This is a genomic window from Iodidimonas nitroreducens (assembly GCA_000710935.1).
GTDB classification, from domain to species: Bacteria; Pseudomonadota; Alphaproteobacteria; order Sphingomonadales; family Rhodothalassiaceae; genus Iodidimonas; species Iodidimonas nitroreducens.
Genome location: BAYV01000012.1, coordinates 63,852 through 82,208, shown reverse-complemented (window position 1 = coordinate 82,208; position 18,357 = coordinate 63,852). Strand labels below are relative to the sequence as shown.

Genomic DNA, 18,357 nt, shown 5'->3' with positions numbered 1-18,357 from the left:
TGATCTCCCCCCCCTGACCCCCCGGGGCTTGATCTGGAACGCTTCATCGCCAGTTGGCGGCTGCAATTGATGGCCCTGCGTTCAGAATCCGAAGCCCAAAAAGAATGGGAGGCCATGCGCGCCGCCGCCCCCGATCTGCTGGCGGGGCTCGATCATCAGATCATACCCGCCGATATTGCGGATCGCGGCACCTTTTATCGCCTGCAGATCGGTCCTTTTGCCTCGCGCGGGGCGGCCAACAGCCGGTGCAATGCCCTCAAATCGGCAGGGTTCTCATGCTATTATCTGGCACCTGAGAAATAGATTGCTATTGTTGCAGTGCAAAAGATGCACTGTGCCAATGATGACAGAAAGGCCCGATCATGAGCTTTACCGAAATCACTGAAGCCCCGGCGCGGCTCAATCGATCCGAACTGGCGGTGCCCGGCTCGAACCGGCGGTTTTTGGAAAAGGCCGCACAATCGGCGGCGGATGTGGTGTTTCTCGATCTCGAGGATTCGGTCTCGCCCGCCCTGAAAGATGAAGCGCGCCGCAATGTGATCGAGGCGCTCAATGATCTCGATTGGGGGGAGAAAACCGTTTCCCTGCGGCTCAATGGGCTGGATACCGCCTGGACCTATCGCGATGTGGTGGATGTGCTGGAGAAAACCGGCGAACGCCTTGATCTGATGATGTTGCCAAAGGTGGGGGTGGCGGCGGATGTCTATGCCCTTGATGTTCTGGTGAGCCAGGTGGAACGGGCGCGGGGCCGCAAAAAACGCATCGGTTTTGAATTGATCATCGAATCGGCCATGGGGCTGGCCAATGCCTATGCCATTGCCGGGGCCAGCCCGCGCAATGAAAGCCTGCATTTCGGGGTGGCCGATTTTGCCGCTTCGGTGCATGCCGATACTACCCAGATCGGCGGCCCCAATCCGCGCTATGCGGTGCTCACCGATCCCTTGGATGATGGTGGCCGGCGCGATATCCATTGGGGCGATATGTGGCATTATCCGGTGTGGCAGATGGTGGTGGCCGCCCGCGCCCATGGCTTGCGCCCCATCGATGGGCCTTTTGGTGATTTTTCCGATGAAGCCGGATTTCGCGCCCATGCCGCCCGGGCCATGGTTTTGGGCTGTGAAGGCAAATGGGCGATCCACCCCAGTCAGGTGGCTTTGGCCAATGCGGTGTTCAGCCCGTCTGCCGATGAGCTTGCCAAAGCTCAAAAGATATTGGATGCCATGGAAAAGGCCGAAGCCAGTGGCCAGGGCGCGGTGGCTTTGGATGGCAAGCTGATCGATCTGGCCTCGATCCGGCAGGCAAAAGCCATGATCAAAAAGGCAAAAGCGATGGATGTGGCAAGCAGCTGATCACCATGGATGCTTGACTCATGGCATCGGCGGCACCACTTTGCCTCTGAAATCTGTGTGGATGGATGAATGATTACCTTTCTCGATTTTGAAAAACCCATTGCCGAGCTTGAAGGCCGCATTCGCGATCTGCGGAAATTATCCGGCCATGAAGGCAGTCTGGATCTCAGCGATGAGGTGGATCGGCTGCAATCCAAGCGCGACAGGATGTTGAGCGAAACCTATGCCGGGCTTTCGCCCTGGCAGAAAGCGCAGGTGGCCCGCCATCCCGAACGGCCGCATCTGAGCGATATTCTGGCGAGTTTGTTCACCGAATTTACGCCTTTGGCCGGGGATCGTTCCTTTGGCGAGGATAATGCCATCATTGGCGGTCTGGCCCGTTTCAATGGCCGGGCGGTGATGGTGATGGGCAATGAAAAGGGCGCGAATACCGAAAGCCGGATCCGGCATAATTTCGGCATGGCCCGGCCCGAAGGCTATCGCAAGGCCGTGCGCCTGATGGATCTGGCGGATCGCTTTCAATTGCCGATTTTAAGCTTTGTGGATACCCCCGGGGCTTATCCCGGTATCGGTGCCGAAGAACGCGGCCAATCCGAAGCCATAGCGCGGTCCACCGAACGCTGCCTGCGCCTGTCTGTGCCTCTTGTTTCCACCATTGTGGGCGAGGGCGGATCGGGCGGTGCCGTGGCTTTGGCGGCGGGCAATAAGGTTTTGATGATGGAACATGCCATTTATTCGGTGATCTCGCCCGAAGGCTGTGCCTCGATCCTATGGCGCACCGCCGACAAGGCCAAGGATGCGGCAACCGCCCTCAAGATTACGGCACAGGACCTGCTGAAACTGGGGGTTGCGGATGCCATCATCCCCGAGCCTTTGGGCGGGGCCCATCGCGAGCCGGGCCGGGCCATCCAATCTTTGGGTGAAGCGGTGCAGGATGCCTTGAATGAAATGGATGGCATCCCGGCGGATCGTTTGCGGCAATTGCGGCGCGAACGCTTTCTGGCTATCGGGCGGGCCTGAGGGGCGATGGATCGCGCCATGGCGTGCGGCTTTTATTAATCCTTTCCCGCGCGGATCAATATCTGGATCAGGCTCGCTGAGCCGAAGGCGGCGACTCGCTCATTTCAGGGGTTTTTGGCCATGACCCCTCATTTCACACACAAGATATGGTGTGCGGGAATATTTTTTCATCAGAATGTTGACCGGATGCCGCCTTTTCCATAGGATCATCCCCCTGACACAGAACTGTGAGATGGCCCTGCCTGCCCTGTCATATCTTTGGTTAAAGGGCCGAACAAAAAGCACTTTATTTTTTTGTTCGACATATGTTCCTGTGCTCATAAAATCAGTATCCTCATGCGGCCATACTGATCGACCCTGAAGTGAAGGCCCTTAAAAGAGCAAGGATGAGCAAGGTGTTTGAGGTCACCCATTTCGAACACCGTGCGGCGGTTTCAGTTGATCGTACGCGCGATGCATTGCTGACCGAATTCGGCAAGGCAACATTGGAAGACCGGTATCTGATGCCCGGCGAATCCTATCAGGATCTGTTTGCCCGCGTGGCGAGCTATTATGGCGATGACAGCGCCCACAGCGCCCGGCTTTATGATTATATTTCGCGCCTGTGGTTCATGCCCGCCACGCCGGTTTTATCGAATGGCGGCACCCATCGGGGCCTGCCCATTTCCTGTTTTCTGAACGAGGCCGAGGATAATCTCGGTTCCATCGTTTCTTTGTGGCAGGAAAATGTGTGGCTGGCCGCCAAGGGCGGGGGCATTGGCAGCTATTGGGGCAATCTGCGCTCGATTGGCGAAACGGTGGGCGGGGTTGGCAAAACCAGCGGCATCATTCCTTTTGTGCGGGTCATGGATTCGCTCACCTTGGCGATCAGCCAGGGATCATTGCGGCGCGGTTCGGCGGCGGTTTATCTGCCGGTCAGCCATCCTGAAATCGAAGAATTCATTGAATTGCGCCGGCCCACTGGCGGTGATCCCAATCGCAAGGCGCTTAATCTGCATCATGGGGTGCAGATCCCCGATGCCTTCATGCGGGCGGTGGAAGCCGATGAACACTGGGCGCTGACCAGCCCCAAAGATGGCCATGTGGTGCGCACAGTTTCGGCGCGATCCCTGTGGATCAGGCTGCTGACGGCGCGGGTGGAAACCGGCGAGCCTTATCTGGTGTTTTCCGATAGCGTCAACCGCGCCATTCCTGAACATCACAAGCTTGCGGGGCTGACCGTCAAAACATCCAATCTGTGCTCGGAAATCACTTTGCCCACCGGACGCGATCATCTGGGAGCCATGCGCACGGCGGTGTGCTGTTTGTCGTCGCTCAATCTGGAACGCTATCTGGAATGGCGCGATGTGCCTGATTTCATTCCCGATGTGATGCGCTTTCTCGATAATGTCTTGCAGGATTATATCGATAAAACCGTTGATGTGGATGGCCATGCCCATGCCCGCTATGCGGCGATGCGCGAACGCTCGGTGGGGCTTGGGGTGATGGGCTTTCACTCTTTTTTGCAAAGCCGGATGGTGCCCTTTGAATCGGCCATGGCCAAGGCCTGGAATTTCAAGATCTTCAATCACATCAAAAAAGATGTGGATGCCGCCTCGAAAGCTTTGGCCAAAGAACGCGGTGCCTGCCCTGATGCCGAAGATTATGGGATGCTTGAACGCTTTTCCAACAAGACCGCGATTGCCCCCACGGCCTCGATTTCCACCTTGTGCGGCGGTACCTCGCCGGGGATCGAGCCGATTGCCGGAAATTCCTATGTTCACAAAACCTTATCGGGGAGCTTTAATGTTAGAAACCGGCATCTGATCGCGCTTTTGGAAGAAAAAGGCCGCAATGATGAGGACATCTGGTCATCCATCACCACCCGCGAAGGATCGGTGCGGCATCTTGATTTTCTGAGCGATGATGAAAAGGCGGTGTTCAAAACCGCGTTCGAACTGGATCAGCGCTGGGTGGTTGATCTGGCGGCGGATCGCGCGCCGCTCGTTGATCAGGCGCAATCGGTGAATGTGTTCATCCCCGCCGATATTCATAAGCGCGATCTGCATCAAATTCATTTCAGCGCCTGGAAAAAGGGCCTGAAAAGCCTGTATTATTGCCGTTCGAAATCCTTGCAACGGGCCGATGTGGTGTCTGATCGCATGGCACCTGCGGCTGCGGCATCCGATGATCGCCCGCCCTCGCCCGATGGCATCGAAATCCCCCTTGTGGCGGCTATCGGCGATGATCAGAATAAGACCGATCCGGACATTACTGATTATGATGCCAGCAAAACAGATTATGATGAATGTCTTGCCTGCCAATGATCTTTTGAAATGCGTATTTTTTGGGATCATGAAAATGACAAGGCTCTGATCCGGGCCCTGATCAGGGCTTTGATGATTATCATGCTGGCTTTCGCAGCCTTTATGGCGGTGATCGTGGTGCCAATGGCCCGGGCCCAGATGCGCCTGGCGCCCACGCCGCAGATGGCCCCGGATCATTCGATTGCCGCTTTTGCCCGAAAGCTTGATGAAGCCGCCAAGGGAGAAGATTTTGTCGGTCTGGCGGTGGCGGTGGTCGATCAGGGCGAAATCGCGCTTTTGCGCACCTATGGGGTTCGCAATCGGGATAATGGCGCACCCATCGATGCTCATACCCGCTTTCGTATCGCGTCATTATCAAAAGGATTCGCCTCGGCCATGGCGGCTCAGCTCGTGGTGGCGGGCCAGCTTCAGCTTGATGATCCGATCCGGCCCTATGCCCCGACCTTTTCCTTGATCCGGCCCCAGGCCGCCACCCGGCTGACCATCGAGCATGTGCTCTCCCATCGGACCGGCCTGCCGCCTTATGCCTATGATAATCTTTTGGAAGCCCATATTCCGGTGCCGGATATTTTTGATCGTCTGGCCAAGGTGCGGCTGATCTGCGCCACGGGCGATTGCTACAGCTATCAAAATATTGCCTATAGCCTGATTGAACCGGTGGTTTTGCGCACCACGGGCCTTGATTTCGAGCGCGCCGTCAGCGAACGGCTGTTTGCACCTTTGAAGATGGCTGATGCCTCTTATGGCATGGCCGGGTTCACTCAGGATGATAATTGGGCGCGGCCTTATGTTTTCGGGCGCAATGGCTGGCAGCAGGCGCGGCTTGATGATGCCTATTATCAGGTTCCATCGGCAGGCGGGGTGAATGCCAGTATTCAGGATATGGCCTTGTGGCTGGCGGCGCAGATGGGGGCGGCCCCCGAAATCCTCAGCCCCGAAGCGCTTTCGATTTTGCATAGTCCGCGTGTGAAAACCCGGGCCGAATTGCGGCGAATCCGCTGGCTGAAGGATCGGGTGCGGGAAACCTATTATGGTCTGGGCTGGCGGATTTATGATTATGCCGGGCGTGATCTGGTGATGCATAATGGCGGCCTTGATGGCTATCGGGCCCAGATTGCCTTCATGCCCGAAAGCGGATTGGGCGTGGTTGCCTTGTGGAATTCCATGAGCGACCGTGGCTGGTCGATCATGCCAACCCTTTTTGATGCGCATCTGCGCCTTGAAGATAAAGATTGGCTGCGCTTGACCTGCCCCGATCCGTTCCTGCGCCGCAGTGCGTGCCCTTTAAACGGAGACTGACGAGACCCATGACCCCATCCCAGCACCCTGACAAAACCGGGGCCGATAGCCCCTTGATCGATAGCCGTGATCTGGAAGCACGCCTTTTGGCACGGCTGGAAGATCTGCGCTTGCGCCGCAAGGAAGATCCCGGTTTCAATCCGATCTGGCGTTTGGCCTGCGATTTATCTACACGAATCGAAAGCGGCCGTTTGGATCGCGAGGATCTGAGCCGTTTATGCGGGCATTTGCTGGATCGCTCCCTGAAGGATCGGGCGGGCTGGATGCAGGCCATGCTGGAGCCTTTGCAAAGCGAAGATAATGAGCAGCGCCTGCGGGCCATTTTTGAAGACGATGCCCAAAATCTGGAGTTCGATGAATTTGCCGAACGCTGGGGGCGGGCGGCCTTTGGCTGTGTTTTTACCGCCCATCCCACCTTTTTGCTGTCGCCATCCCAAAGCGAAAAGCTGATCCATGCCCTGACCGGCGTGCATCGGAAAGGCACCGATGAGGGGGATCACAAAGCTCCGACATTGAGCGACGAGCATCAGCAGGTGCTGGCCGCCATTGCCACCGCCCGCGCCGCCCACAGCACTTTTTGCCGCCTGCTTTATGAGGTGGCGAAAGCCCATTATGGCAAACGCTGGCTGGATTTGCGGCCCCGGCCTTTCGATCTGGCAAGCTGGGTGGGCTATGATATGGATGGCCGCACCGATATCGGCTGGGCCGATTGTGTGCGCCTGCGGCTGATGGAAAAAGAAAGCCAGCTTGGCTGGTATCTGGCGGATATCGATCAGATGCCCCTTGCGGCCTGTGGCGAGGCGATCACCACCGAGATGGATGCCATCAAGGCCGTTTTGGAAACTGCTTTGGGCCATAGTCGCCGGGCGATTGCCCTTTTTTCCGAACCCCTTGATCAGGCCCCGGCCTTTACCGCTGCTGCCAATTGGCTCACCGATCCGGGGCCGGGGCGGCTCATCAGCCTGCGCCCGGTGATCGAACGCCTGCATGCTTTGGCGGCAGCGCATCCTGATGATGCGATCAGCCTGCCATTGATGATTTTGGCGGCGCGTATGGAATGCTATGGCCTGGGGGCTGGCCGGGTGCATTTTCGGATGAATGCCACCCAATTGCATAATGCGGTGCGGCGGCGGTTGGATCGCGATAAGCCGGTGGATCTGGCCAGCCGTGGGGCGCTCATCGCCTTGAACGATCTTTATGAAAATGAAGCGCCGCTGGCGGTGAATTTTGCAGCCTTGTCGATGGAATCGACCACCGCCGTGCGCCAATTCCTGACCATTGCGCAGTTCATCAAGCATATCGATGCGGATTCTGATATCCGGCTTTTGATTGCCGAATGCGAACGCCCCTCAACCGTGCTGGCCGCGGTTTATCTGGCGCGTTTATTTGGGGTGGATCATCATGTGGATATTTCCCCCTTATTTGAAACCCCCCCGGCGCTTGAGGGCGGGGAACGCTTTTTGGATGTTCTGTTCAGCCAGCCCGCTTATCGCAAGGCGGTGAAGGCGCGGGGGCGGATCAGCATTCAAACCGGATTTTCCGATGCCGGGCGGTTCATCGGTCAAATTCCTGCGTCCCTGTCGATCGAGCGATTGCAGGCCAATATGGCGCGTTTGGTGGAAAGCCACGGCTTGGGCGATCTGGAATGTCTGATTTTTAATACCCATGGCGAATCGATGGGGCGCGGGGCGCATCCCGCTTCCTTCGCGGCCCGGCTCGATCATGTTTTATCTCCTTGGGCGCGCAAGCGTTTTGAAGAGCGCGGGCTCCGCCTCCGTCATGAAACCAGCTTTCAGGGCGGCGATGGCTATTTATGGTTCAAAAGCACCGATCTGGCGCTGGCGGTTTTCACCCGTATTTTTGAATATCGCAAAGGGCTGGACCAGCGAGTTTCCGAAGCCGATGAAGACAGCTTTTATAAAGCCCCCGATATCACCCTTGATTTCTTTCGCCGGGTGATGCGGTTTCAGGAATCGCTGATGGGCTCGGGTGCGTATCATCGCACTTTGTCGGCTTTCGGGCTGGCGCTTTTGAAAACCACCGGATCGCGCAAGGCCCGTCGGCAATTTGAAAGCGGCTCGGGCGAACGTCCCGATCTATCGAAAGTGCGGGCCATTCCCCATAATGCGGTTTTGCAGCAGCTTGGCTATCCGGTGAATGTGCTGGGGGGCATTGGGCAGGCCACCCGCAAGGGCCGCGAGCCTTTTTCTGAATGGCGGCGGGAAAGCCGGCGCTTTTCCGATCTGATGGATATGGTGGTGGCCAGCCGCACCCGCGCCAGCCTGCGCACGATGATGGCCTATGGCACGCTTTTCGATGGGGGCTATTGGGCGGCACGGCCCCATGGGGCGGATCAGGGCCATCTGACCGAAGCCTGCCTTTATATCGCCGACAGGCTGGAACGCGATGATCGCTTCGGGGCGATGCTGGAATTATCCACCCGGTTGCGGATCGATGAATTGCTGCTTCATCGATTGCTGCATGAAACCGGCGAGGATCAACAGGTTTTGGATGCGGGCGAACGGGATTTTCTCGCCCTTTTGCATGCCGTGCGGATTGCCCTTATCCAGCATCTGTTTTTGCTGGCCGCTAAAATCCCGCAATTTTCGGCGCGCAATGATATCAGCCGGGCCGATATCATGGAGCTGGTTTTTGAATTGCGGATTCCCGAAGCCGTTGCCCTGCTGCGAGAAGCCTATCCCGATACCGCGCCCAGTGCCGATGATTTCAATCTGCATGAAAAATCGGATTATCCCGATGAAACGGCGGCCAATTACAGCGATATCAATCACCGGCTGATCGATCCCATCGAAATTGTTTATGATGGCCTGCTCAGCATCTCGGTGGCGGTGGCCAATGCCTTTCATGCTCATGGATAGGCTGTGTGTTTTTGCCTTGAAGGAAGAAAAGCGCTTATGTCTTTGATCGAAGATCGCCTTGCCTATAAACCCTTTCGCTATCCTTGGGCCTATCAGGCATGGCTCACCCAGCAGCGCATCCATTGGCTGCCCGAAGAGGTGCCTTTGGCGGAAGATGTGAAGGATTGGCGTCAGAAGCTGAGCGATGGCGAGCGCAATCTTTTGACCCAGATTTTCCGGTTTTTCACCCAATCGGATATCGAGGTGAATAATTGCTATATGAAGCACTATGCCCAAGTGTTCAAACCCACCGAAATCCAGATGATGCTGGCGGCTTTTTCCAATATGGAAACGGTGCATATTGCCGCTTACAGCCATCTGCTCGATACCATCGGGATGCCGGAAGCCGAATATTCGGCCTTCATCCACTATAAGGAAATGAAGGACAAATATGATTATATGCAGCGCTTCAATACCGATAGCCCCCGCGATATAGCGATTACTCTGGCCGTTTTCGGGGCCTTTACCGAAGGGCTGCAGCTTTTTGCCAGCTTTGCCATGCTGCTCAATTTCCCGCGCTTCAATAAAATGAAGGGCATGGGCCAGATCGTGAGTTGGTCGGTCCGCGATGAAAGCCTGCATTGCGACAGCATCATCAAGCTGTTTCGCACATGGGTTTCGGAAAATCCGGATTTATGGACTGCCGATCTGCGTGATGAACTGGCCGATATCTGCCGCACCATCGTCAGCCATGAAGAGGCTTTTGTGGATCTCGCCTTTGAGCTTGGCCCGGTCGAGGGGCTGACGGCGGATGATGTGAAGCGCTATATCCGCTATATCGCCGATCGGCGGCTGGCACAGCTTGGCCTTGCCCCTTTATTTGCCACGGAAAAAAACCCGCTTTTGTGGCTCGATATCATGCTGAATGCGGTGGAACATACGAATTTCTTTGAAAATCGCTCAACCGAATATTCCAAGGCGGCAACCCAAGGCTCATGGGAGGAGGCTTTTTAAGCGCTCTGTGAGCCGCAAGGACGATCAGCGCGGATCGTCGCTTTTTTCATCATCCTTCTTGTCATCCGATGCTTTTCTGGAGGCATGGGATTGCGCCGCAGAAAGCGCCCGGGCCATCTCGGCGCGCTGATCTGCTGTCATCTTTTCAGCCGAATCAACGATGATCGATTGCAATGGCCTTTGCAGGGCGGCCAGATCCTGATTGAGGCGGGCAAAAGCCGCCGATAGCGCCGGGCTATCCAATTGCGGTGCGGCCAAAAGATCGCGGATATAACGGCGGGTAGCATGAATATCATCGATTTGCGCGCGCAGATCGGTGCGGGCCGCATCGAGGCTTTGGCGCAGGGCTTTGCGGGCTTCATCGGGCAGGGCGGAATCAAGCGCCCGCAATTCCATCCGCAGGGTATAGCGATCACTTTTGCTGCTGCGATCATGATGATGATCTTTGCCAAAGATCATCTGCCCCAGCATGATGCTGCCCAGAAAAATATTCAAAATCACCGAAATCGCCAAGGCCAGCTTAAAGCCCGCAGATCCGGTGAAAGCAAAGGGCGGCTTTGGGGTATTCATTCGCCCGGCTCCTCATAATAGGCGAGATCATTGCCCATCAGATAGGGGCTGAGATCAACATGATCGCTGGGGGTGTTATGAAGGCCCATCGCCCCAAGATATAATCCGCTGATGATCGCCGCCACAGTGAGGGCGGTTTGCCCGGCGATTTTCATGGGTGAGAACCATTGCCATCCCGAGCGCCAGAAAGCCGGGAGTGCTGCCCCGATGCGATCGGCGGCGGGCTTTGCAAGGCCTGGGCGATCTTTTGAATGTGCACTCTGGCCATGATGTGCACTCTGGCCATGATGAAGGGGTATGGCCTGAAGGCGCTGAAGAAAAGCATCATCAGCCGGGCCGGGCGAAGCGCTGCGATCCAGAAGATGATCAAGGCTTTGGGCGGCTTTGAGGCTTTCAAGGATGAGCGGATCAAAGGCGCCATCCTTTTCGCTGATCTGGGCAAGAAAAGATCGCCCATCGGCGCGCAAATCAATGGGCCAGCGGCCGATATCGGCGCCATAGCAGGCCAGTGCGTGCAAAAATTGATGCCGTTTCATGGTCATGCAGATTGATCCTCGGCCAAAATCTGGCGGAGCGCCACGCGCCCGCGCACCAGAAGGGATTCCAGCGCCTTGATGCTCGTTCCCATGATACGGGCGGCCTCATGATTGCTCAGTTCGTCAAAATAGCACAATGTGATCGCGATCCTCTGGCGTTGTGAAAGCCCCATCAAAGCCTGCCTTAGGGCTTCATTTTGCTCTGCCTGTTCTATTTTCTTGTCGGCCCGGAGCGCCCCATCTTCTGCATCCCATCCCTGTGCCAGCGGCACCGTTTTTTTCTTGCGCAAATGATCGGTGCAGGCATTGGTCACGATCTTGTAAAACCAGGTGGAAAATCGCGCCGTTTGCGGATTGAACTGCGCCGCATGAACCCAAAGCCGGGTGAAGGCGTGCTGAACCTGATCTTCTGCTTCCTGTCGATTGCCCAAGATACGTTCGGCCATCGCCAAAAAGCGGTTTGCGTGCCGTTTGACCAGAATGGCATAGGCCACCCGGTCTCCTTCCGCCACACGTTCCATCAGACCTTCGTCAGACGCCTCCACACCATTTGCCGCATCCTCGCTGGGCATATCGCCAGTCACATCATCTGTCGCATTAATCGAGCCATTTTTTGCCAATTCAGACTCTTTTCACAGTGATACGCCGCACCAAGGCAAAACCCTGCGCCAGAAAAGATCATTATTTATCAGTTTTGCTTTTATTGCACGCATCTATGAAAAACCCCCTGCCGGGCGCGGGCCAGGCAAGGGGCATATAATCGCGGGCTCGCCGGGGCAGAGTTTATTCCACGGTCCAGCTATAGCCACGGCGCAGATAGGCATTCATATCGGCGGCTCCGCGTTCGGCTTTCACGGCGTTCATCTGGCTGGTCATATCCCGATCAAAGCTGGAAGCCGGGCTGCAGAAAATAACCCCGATCACCATCGGAAAATCAGGCGGATGCAGGCCTGCCAGCATCGTTGCAAGGGTGGGATTGGTTTCATCATGGATCAGGATATCGCTTTCGTCGACGCCATCCTCGCCAATATTTGCCACGGCCAGACGGAAATTTTTAGCATCGAACATCAGGCCCTTATTGCGATCCTTGCCAAAAATCATCGGCTGGCCATGCACCACATCAAGGGTTTGATCGGCAAACACCGCTTTTTCGGTGAATTCATTGAACACGCCATCATTATAAACGATGCAATTCTGGAAAATCTCCACAAAGCTCGCCCCTTTATGGCCATGGGCGCGCTTGAAGATATCGGGCATGTGCTTTTGCGCCGTATCGATGGTGCGGGCCACAAAGCGCGCCCCCGATCCCAAGGCAAAGCCCGCCGGCGATATCGGCCGATCCAGCGAACCATAAGGCGTGGAGGGCGAGCGTGTTCCTTCGCGCGATGTGGGGGAATACTGCCCTTTGGTGAGGCCATAAATCTCATTGTTGAATAACAGGATATTGAGATCCACATTCCGCCGCAACACATGCATCAGATGATTGCCGCCAATCGACAGACCATCGCCATCGCCGGTGATCATCCACACATCCAGATCGGGATTGGCCAGCTTCACCCCCGTGGCCACCGCCGGGGCGCGGCCATGAATGGTGTGGAAGCCATAGGTGGCCATGTAATAGGGAAAGCGCGAAGAACAGCCGATGCCCGATACGAAAACCGTATTGGCGGGGGTTGCCCCCAATTCGGGCAAGGTGCGCTGCATGCATTTTAAAATCGCATAATCGCCACAGCCGGGGCACCAGCGCACTTCCTGATCCGTGGCGAAATCCTTGGCGGTCAGATCAACTAAGGGCTTGTTCATAATGGTTACTCCGCCGCTCTATGAGAGGAGATGGCCCCTTGTGCCGAACCGGGGTCGAGTTCTTCTTCAATGGCGGCCAGCAATTCGCGAATTTTGAAGGGCTGGCCCGATACCTTGGTGAAGGCGCGGGCATCGAGCAGGAAGCGATCGCGCAAAACGGTGATCAATTGCCCCATATTCATTTCCGCCACGATCACCCGATCATAGCTGGCCAAAAGATCCCCCAGATTTTTCGGGAAGGGATGAATATGGCGAATATGGATATGGCTGGCATCCAGCCCTTCGGCCCGGGCGCGGCGCACCGCCTGATCGATGGGGCCAAAGGTCGATCCCCAGCCAACCACTGCCAAACGCCCGCCTTCTTTGCCAAAGGCCACAGATTGCAGGGGAATATCATCGGCAATGCGGTTGATCTTTTCCGCCCGCAAGTTGCTCATTTTCTGATGATTGGCGGCATCATAGGAAATATGCCCGGTTTCGGTGGATTTTTCGATCCCGCCAATGCGATGTTCCAGCCCCGGCGTGCCCGGCACCGCCCAGGGGCGGGCAAGGGTTTTGGGATCGCGGGCATAGGGATTGAACGCCACGCCTTCATCAGGAAATTGCTTTTGCGCCACTTCGATCCCGGGCAGGCTGTTGAAATCAGGCAGCTTCCAGGGCTCGGCGGCATTGGCGATATAGCCATCGGTGAGCAGCATCACCGGGGTCATATATTTCAGCGCGAGGCGTGTGGCTTCGATGGCCACATCAAAACAATCGCCCGGCGTGGCGGTGGCGATCACCGGCAAAGGCGCATCGCCATTGCGGCCATAAACCGCCTGATAAAGATCGGATTGTTCGGTTTTGGTGGGGAGCCCGGTGGACGGGCCGCCGCGCTGGGAATTGACCACTAAAAGCGGCAATTCGGTGGAAATGGCGAGGCCCAAAGCCTCACCCTTCAGGGCGATACCCGGGCCCGAGCTTGATGTGACCCCGATCGATCCCGCAAAAGAAGCCCCGATGGCCGAGCATATGGCGGCAATTTCATCTTCCGCCTGAAAAGTCATCACGTTGAATTCTTTCATCCGTGATAATTCATGCAGCAAGGGTGATGCCGGGGTGATGGGATAAGACCCGAACATGATCGGCAATTTGGCAAGCTGGCCCGCAGCGGCAATGCCCCATGCCAAAGCCTGACTGCCGGTGACAGTGCGATATTCGCCCGGCTCGGCCTGGGCCCGATCCACGCGATAGCGCTTGATGGATGCGCCCAATTCGGCGGTGTCGCCAAAGGCATGTCCGGCATTGAGGGCGGCAATATTGGCATCGCGCAATAAGGGCTTTGCGGCGAATTTGCTGTTGAGCCAGGTGATCACCGCCTGCCTTGGGCGGGAAAACATCCACATCATCAGCCCCAGCGTCCACATATTCTTGCAGCGCAGAGCGTCTTTGTTCGAAAGGCCGAATTCCTTGACCGACTCAAGGGTCAGTTTCGAGATATCGAATTGCAAAACCCGGAAACGATCAAGCAAAGGCGTATCGAGGGGATTGCTTTCAAAGCCCGCCTTTTGCAGATTGCGGGCTGAAAAAGATCCGGTATCGATCACCACCATGCCGCCTTCGCGCAGGGTATGAAGATTGACCTTCAGCGCCGCCGGGTTCATTGCCACCAGAACATCGGGATCGTCGCCCGCGGTGAGCACCGTGGCCGATCCGAAATTGATCTGGAAGGCCGAGACGCCGAATGTGGTGCCGGCAGGGGCGCGGATTTCAGCGGGAAAATCGGGAAAGGTCGCCAGATCATTCCCGGCAAGCGCCGTGGATGATGTGAATTGGCTGCCGGTGAGCTGCATACCGTCGCCGGAATCACCGGCAAATCGCACGACAACGCTATCGAGCGCTTCCAAGCGGTCGGCTGTTTCGAATGGTTCCATGCCTGTTCGTTGTCCTTCATATCCGGCACAAAATCTGTTTATCCGTGCCGTTTAACGCAATCCTGATAAGGCCCTCAAGGCCGATCTGGAAGACGTGGACCTGTCACATCCGCCCTTCCGCACCAATTTGAGCATCAAAGCCCAGCCTGTGGGCTGCATTTAAGACAGCTTGGCCCCAAGTGCAAGCAAAGGCCCCTTATGCAGCAGAAAAGCCCATCTTTCTGGCAGCGGCCTCGATCACCATAAAATGCAGCCCGGCCAGCGCTTCCAGATCATTGGAATAGCCCCCGCCCACGACGGTGACAAGGGGGATATCCGCCCCCCGACAATGATCGATCACCGCGCAATCCCTGGCTTTTAAGCCCTCGCGGCTCAGATGAAAGCGGCCCAAACGGTCATCGATATGGGGATCGACACCGGCATTATAGAAAATCAGCTCAGGATGATGCGCGGCGATCAGTCGCGGAATATGGCTGTTCACAAGATCGAGATAGTCCTCATCCCCGGTGCCATCGGCCAGGGCGAGATCATAATCGCTGCGGGCTTTGCGCACGGGAAAATTTTTATCTCCGTGAATCGAGAAGGTGGTTATCTCGGGCACATCCCTAAAAATGGCCGCTGTGCCATCCCCTTGATGTACATCGAGATCGATGATCAAAATCCGCCGCACCCGGCCTTCCGCGCGCATTACCGCCGCCGCCACCGCCACATCATTGAACACGCAATAGCCGGAACCGAAATCATGATGGGCATGGTGGCTGCCGCCTGCGGTTTGACAGGCGATGCCGTGGGCCAGTGCCAAACGCGCGGCCAAAATCGTGCCCCCCGATGCGAGGCGCGCCCGATCCACCACCGCTTTATTGACCGGCAGGCCGATGCGTTTTTCTTCAGCAGGGCTAAGGCTGCATGATAGCACCAGCCGCACATAATCGGGGTGATGGGCACGGCAAAGCTGGGCTTCATCGGCCATGGGGGGCTGATGAACATCTAAAGGCTGGCCGAAGCCCGAGGCCAGAATGCGGGCATATAATAGACCGTATTTGTTCATCGGAAAGCGATGGCCTGCGGGCAAAGGAACGCTATAACCGGGATGATGCACGATAGGCAGGCGATGCGCTGAAAGCGGTTGATCAGGGGGCATCACCATTGAAATTAAAACCAATTGGGATAAGGAAAGAGATCAATTTTACAAAGCCTCAGGATTGCAGGCAATGGGGTTTGGGGAGATCGGCTTATGGCCTGTTTTGCAGATTATAGAAAAAACATGATGGCGCCTTTGCCCGATCCCCATCGGCGGATCTGGCGGATTGCCGGTCCGGCGATTCTGGCCAGCATATCCGGTCCTTTGGTGGGGATTGTCGATAGCTGGGCGCTGGGGCATCTGCCCGATCCGGTTTTTCTGGCGGCGATTGCTTTGGGGGCCTTTGTTTTTCATTTCATCTATTGGAGCTTTGGCTTCCTGCGCATGGGAACCAGCGGGCTGGTGGCGCAGGCTTTTGGGCGGGATGATCCCCATCAGATTGCCGAGATCATGCTGCGGTCCCTCATTCTGGGCGGGCTGTTTGGTGTTCTGGTGATCCTTTTGCAAAAGCCCCTTCTGGATGGATTATTCGCGCTTTTGCAATCGGATCGGGCGGAAGCCGATCTGGCCATGCGCTATTGCCTCATTCGCATCTGGGGGGCGCCGTTCATTCTGGTGCGGCTGACCGTGATCGGCTTTCTGATCGGCCGGCAGCGCACGCGCCTCGCTTTGCTGATCGAATTATGGCTCAATCTGTCGAATGCGGTGCTCACCATCGCATTGGTTCAGGGCTTTGGCATGGCGATTGCGGGGGCGGCTTTTGCCAGCCTTGCCGCCGAATTATCCGCTGCCCTTGTGGCTTTGGTGATCGCCGCCCGGATGCTGCCGGTGGCGGCAATGCGTGAGGCGGTCCAAAGGGCGGATTTCTGGCAAATGCGGGCGTTTTTGCGCCTGTTATCGGTGAATGGCGCGCTTTTTGTGCGCACCTTGTTTCTGCTTTCGGCTTTTGCCCTTTTATGGCGCAGCAGTGCCAATCTGGGCACGCTTTATCTGGGGGTCAATCAGATCCTTATCCAGTTTTTGATGCTCACCTCCTTTGGGTTGGATGGCATGGCTTATGCCGCTGAAGCTTTGGTGGGCGAGGCGGTGGGGCGGCGCAATGGCGTGGTGTTTCGACAGATGGTACGGATCACCATGATCTGGGCGCTGGCCATGGCCTTGGTCTATAGCCTGATCTTCTGGCTTTTGGGGGCATCGATCATCCACTTTTTTACCGATCTCGATGCCCTGCGCAGTTTGGCTTATCCCTATCTGCCATGGGTGATTGTGATGCCGGTGATCGCCCTTTGGTCTTATCAGTTTGATGGGATTTTTATCGGCGCCACCCGCAGCTTTGCGATGATGTGGACGATGATCGGCGCGTTCGCCCTTTATGGGCTGGCCTTGCTGATCCTGCTGCCGCTTTATGGCAATCATGGTTTATGGGCATCCTTGATGATCTTTCTTGCTGCCCGGGGGCTATTGCTGGCAGCTTGCTATCCTGGAATGAAACAGCGGGTGATGGCCACGTGATGAAGGGGATGCACCGGGTCGGGCATCCTGAAGCATTGCTTTGCCGCCGCTCTCTGGTCATGATGATTTTACAGATATGGCATGGGGGATGGTTATGAGCAGACCGGTTCTGGTCACCGGCGGTGCGGGCTATATCGGCAGCCATGCGGTTCTGGCTTTGCGCGATGCCGGGCATCGGGTGGTGGTGATCGATAATCTGTCCAATGGCGTGGCCCGGGCGCTGCCCCCTGATGTTCCTTTGGAGGTGGCCAATATTGCCGATGCCGATGCGGTGAAGGCCGTGATTCGTCGCCATGATATTCGCGATGTGCTGCATTTTGCGGGCAGTGTGCGGGTCGAGGAATCGGTGGCCGATCCGCTCAAATATTATGATAATAATACCGCTGCCAGCCGCAGCTTCATTGCTGCTGCCATCGAAATGGGGGTTGAGCGGCTGGTATTTTCATCCACCGCCGCCACCTATGGCATCCCCGATCGCGTGGCCGTAACGGAAGACACCCCCACCCGGCCGATCAATCCTTATGGCTGGTCAAAGCTGATGACCGAACAGATGCTGCGCGATGTGGTGGCCGTCACACCGGGCTTTAGGGTGGCGATCCTGCGCTATTTCAATGTGGCGGGGGCCGATCCTTTGGGGCGCACCGGTCAGCGCACCCAAAATGCCACGCATCTGATCAAGGTGGCCAGCGAAGTGGCCACCGGCAAGCGCCCATCGATGCAGATTTTCGGCACGGATTATGAAACCGCCGATGGCACCTGCGTCCGTGATTATATTCATGTCTCGGATCTGGCGGAAGCCCATGTGCTGGTTTTGTCGTGGCTTTTGGATCATGGGCCCATCGGGCTGTTTAATTGCGGCTATGGCAAGGGCTATTCCGTGCGCGAGGTGCTGGCCGCCATGGGCCGGGTGGCGGGCAAAGCCGTTCGGGCTGAAGATGCGCCGCCGCGTCCGGGCGATCCGCCGGCGCTGATTTCCGATGCCTCCGCTTTGCGCCAGCAGCTTGGCTGGGTGCCTCGATATGATGATCTGGATCAGATCATCAAAACCGCTTTTGATTGGGAACAGCATCTGGCTCAGGAAAAACCCTGAAGTCTT

At 56.6% G+C, this 18,357-nt stretch carries 15 protein-coding genes; 9 read left to right on the top strand and 6 right to left on the bottom strand.

From position 1 onward, the window contains the following. Positions 1-33 precede the first annotated feature (33 nt). The 7 genes from AQ1_RS06015 (at position 34) to AQ1_RS05985 (ending at position 9,846) form a co-directional block, all read left to right on the top strand. A complete protein-coding gene (locus AQ1_RS06015) occupies positions 34-303 on the top strand; it encodes an SPOR domain-containing protein (protein WP_081837117.1) in 270 nt (89 codons plus the stop codon). A 59-nt stretch (positions 304-362) separates the two neighbouring features. Next, entirely contained in the window at positions 363-1,349 is a 987-nt protein-coding gene (locus tag AQ1_RS06010) for an HpcH/HpaI aldolase/citrate lyase family protein (protein WP_042085295.1), read from the top strand. Between the two features lie 69 nt (positions 1,350-1,418). Beyond that, positions 1,419-2,369, top strand: a complete 951-nt coding sequence (locus tag AQ1_RS06005; RefSeq protein ID WP_042085292.1) for an acetyl-CoA carboxylase carboxyltransferase subunit alpha — start codon at positions 1,419-1,421, stop codon at positions 2,367-2,369. A 386-nt stretch (positions 2,370-2,755) separates the two neighbouring features. Beyond that, entirely contained in the window at positions 2,756-4,675 is a 1,920-nt protein-coding gene (locus tag AQ1_RS06000; RefSeq protein WP_042085289.1) for a ribonucleoside-diphosphate reductase subunit alpha, read from the top strand. Positions 4,676-4,684: 9 nt separating this feature from the next. Beyond that, positions 4,685-5,974: a serine hydrolase domain-containing protein gene (locus AQ1_RS05995; RefSeq protein WP_052371039.1), complete on the top strand. Its 1,290-nt coding sequence runs from the start codon at positions 4,685-4,687 to the stop codon at positions 5,972-5,974. 8 nt (positions 5,975-5,982) lie between these two features. Next, positions 5,983-8,853, top strand: coding sequence for a phosphoenolpyruvate carboxylase (locus AQ1_RS05990; RefSeq protein WP_052371038.1), 2,871 nt, complete (start codon positions 5,983-5,985; stop codon positions 8,851-8,853). A 36-nt stretch (positions 8,854-8,889) separates the two neighbouring features. Next, positions 8,890-9,846 (top strand): ribonucleotide-diphosphate reductase subunit beta, encoded by a 957-nt coding sequence (locus tag AQ1_RS05985; RefSeq protein ID WP_042085286.1) that lies wholly within the window; start codon positions 8,890-8,892, stop codon positions 9,844-9,846. A 24-nt stretch (positions 9,847-9,870) separates the two neighbouring features. On the opposite strand, the gene AQ1_RS05980 is transcribed toward AQ1_RS05985, so the two are convergent. The 6 genes from AQ1_RS05980 to AQ1_RS05955 form a co-directional block, all read right to left on the bottom strand. Beyond that, complete coding sequence (locus AQ1_RS05980; RefSeq protein WP_042085283.1) at positions 9,871-10,416, bottom strand: periplasmic heavy metal sensor; 546 nt, start codon at positions 10,414-10,416, stop codon at positions 9,871-9,873. Next, on the bottom strand, positions 10,413-10,958 hold the full coding sequence (locus AQ1_RS05975; protein ID WP_150007053.1) for a hypothetical protein: 546 nt from the start codon (positions 10,956-10,958) through the stop codon (positions 10,413-10,415). The genes AQ1_RS05980 and AQ1_RS05975 overlap by 4 nt, the downstream gene beginning before the upstream one ends. Further along, positions 10,955-11,572, bottom strand: coding sequence for an RNA polymerase sigma factor (locus AQ1_RS05970; RefSeq protein WP_150007054.1), 618 nt, complete (start codon positions 11,570-11,572; stop codon positions 10,955-10,957). The genes AQ1_RS05975 and AQ1_RS05970 overlap by 4 nt, the downstream gene beginning before the upstream one ends. A gap of 163 nt (positions 11,573-11,735) precedes the next feature. Continuing rightward, positions 11,736-12,755, bottom strand: coding sequence for a 2-oxoacid:ferredoxin oxidoreductase subunit beta (locus AQ1_RS05965; protein WP_042085276.1), 1,020 nt, complete (start codon positions 12,753-12,755; stop codon positions 11,736-11,738). A gap of 5 nt (positions 12,756-12,760) precedes the next feature. Then, on the bottom strand, positions 12,761-14,668 hold the full coding sequence (locus tag AQ1_RS05960) for a 2-oxoacid:acceptor oxidoreductase subunit alpha (protein WP_042085274.1): 1,908 nt from the start codon (positions 14,666-14,668) through the stop codon (positions 12,761-12,763). A gap of 196 nt (positions 14,669-14,864) precedes the next feature. Next, entirely contained in the window at positions 14,865-15,809 is a 945-nt protein-coding gene (locus tag AQ1_RS05955; protein WP_042085336.1) for a histone deacetylase family protein, read from the bottom strand. Between the two features lie 123 nt (positions 15,810-15,932). Between AQ1_RS05955 and AQ1_RS05950 the strand changes: the two genes are divergently transcribed. Both AQ1_RS05950 and galE read left to right on the top strand, forming a co-directional pair. Then, positions 15,933-17,261: an MATE family efflux transporter gene (locus tag AQ1_RS05950; protein ID WP_161760452.1), complete on the top strand. Its 1,329-nt coding sequence runs from the start codon at positions 15,933-15,935 to the stop codon at positions 17,259-17,261. Positions 17,262-17,355: 94 nt separating this feature from the next. Continuing rightward, on the top strand, positions 17,356-18,351 hold the full coding sequence (gene galE, locus AQ1_RS05945; RefSeq protein WP_313980598.1) for a UDP-glucose 4-epimerase GalE: 996 nt from the start codon (positions 17,356-17,358) through the stop codon (positions 18,349-18,351). Positions 18,352-18,357: the final 6 nt, after the last annotated feature.

Bases quoted from the DNA above. Each gene is read 5' to 3' on its own strand.
- AQ1_RS06010 (WP_042085295.1), top strand. From the start codon at position 363: ATGAGCTTTACCGAAATCACTGAAGCCCCGGCGCGGCTCAATCGATCC.
- AQ1_RS06005 (WP_042085292.1), top strand. From the start codon at position 1,419: ATGATTACCTTTCTCGATTTTGAAAAACCCATTGCCGAGCTTGAAGGC.
- AQ1_RS06000 (WP_042085289.1), top strand. From the start codon at position 2,756: ATGAGCAAGGTGTTTGAGGTCACCCATTTCGAACACCGTGCGGCGGTT.
- AQ1_RS05995 (WP_052371039.1), top strand. From the start codon at position 4,685: ATGCGTATTTTTTGGGATCATGAAAATGACAAGGCTCTGATCCGGGCC.
- AQ1_RS05990 (WP_052371038.1), top strand. From the start codon at position 5,983: ATGACCCCATCCCAGCACCCTGACAAAACCGGGGCCGATAGCCCCTTG.
- AQ1_RS05985 (WP_042085286.1), top strand. From the start codon at position 8,890: ATGTCTTTGATCGAAGATCGCCTTGCCTATAAACCCTTTCGCTATCCT.
- AQ1_RS05980 (WP_042085283.1), bottom strand. From the start codon at position 10,416: ATGAATACCCCAAAGCCGCCCTTTGCTTTCACCGGATCTGCGGGCTTT.
- AQ1_RS05975 (WP_150007053.1), bottom strand. From the start codon at position 10,958: ATGACCATGAAACGGCATCAATTTTTGCACGCACTGGCCTGCTATGGC.
- AQ1_RS05965 (WP_042085276.1), bottom strand. From the start codon at position 12,755: ATGAACAAGCCCTTAGTTGATCTGACCGCCAAGGATTTCGCCACGGAT.
- AQ1_RS05960 (WP_042085274.1), bottom strand. From the start codon at position 14,668: ATGGAACCATTCGAAACAGCCGACCGCTTGGAAGCGCTCGATAGCGTT.
- AQ1_RS05955 (WP_042085336.1), bottom strand. From the start codon at position 15,809: ATGCCCCCTGATCAACCGCTTTCAGCGCATCGCCTGCCTATCGTGCAT.
- AQ1_RS05950 (WP_161760452.1), top strand. From the start codon at position 15,933: ATGATGGCGCCTTTGCCCGATCCCCATCGGCGGATCTGGCGGATTGCC.
- galE (WP_313980598.1), top strand. From the start codon at position 17,356: ATGAGCAGACCGGTTCTGGTCACCGGCGGTGCGGGCTATATCGGCAGC.